1 protein-coding gene is annotated in these 375 nt (G+C 36.3%); it reads right to left on the bottom strand.

Annotated elements, in window-relative coordinates; all coding sequences use genetic code 11:
- Nucleotides 1-94: 94 nt before the first annotated feature.
- On the bottom strand, nt 95-375 hold a 281-nt coding region (locus FLQ44_RS10090), incomplete at its 5' end, for a prolipoprotein diacylglyceryl transferase family protein (protein WP_206208799.1).

Genomic DNA, 375 nt, shown 5'->3' on the forward strand with positions numbered 1-375 from the left:
AAACACTTAAGCATTTATGTTTAAGTTTTAAAAGGTGAAGCGATGCTTCACCTTTTTTATGCTAAATTAGAAAGGTCCAATTTTAATGAAATTACTATGCTTGAATTTTCTTTTGATATGCATACCAAATCAGCCATAACCCCGCAAGGATCATTGGAAATGAAAGGATTTGACCTTTGGTCATCCAACCAAACAAGATATAGCCCTGATCTGCATCTGGTTCGCGGAAAAATTCCATAAAGAAACGCGCACAACCATAACCCATTAAGAAGATTGCAGAAACTGCATAACGTGGACGAGGTTTGGCACTGTAGAACCAAAGAATAAGGAACAGCAATAAACCTTCACATAATGCTTGATAAATTTGTGAAGGAA

Origin of the sequence: Vogesella mureinivorans, from assembly GCF_007644035.1 — a bacterium.
Classification (GTDB): Bacteria; Pseudomonadota; Gammaproteobacteria; order Burkholderiales; family Chromobacteriaceae; genus Vogesella; species Vogesella mureinivorans.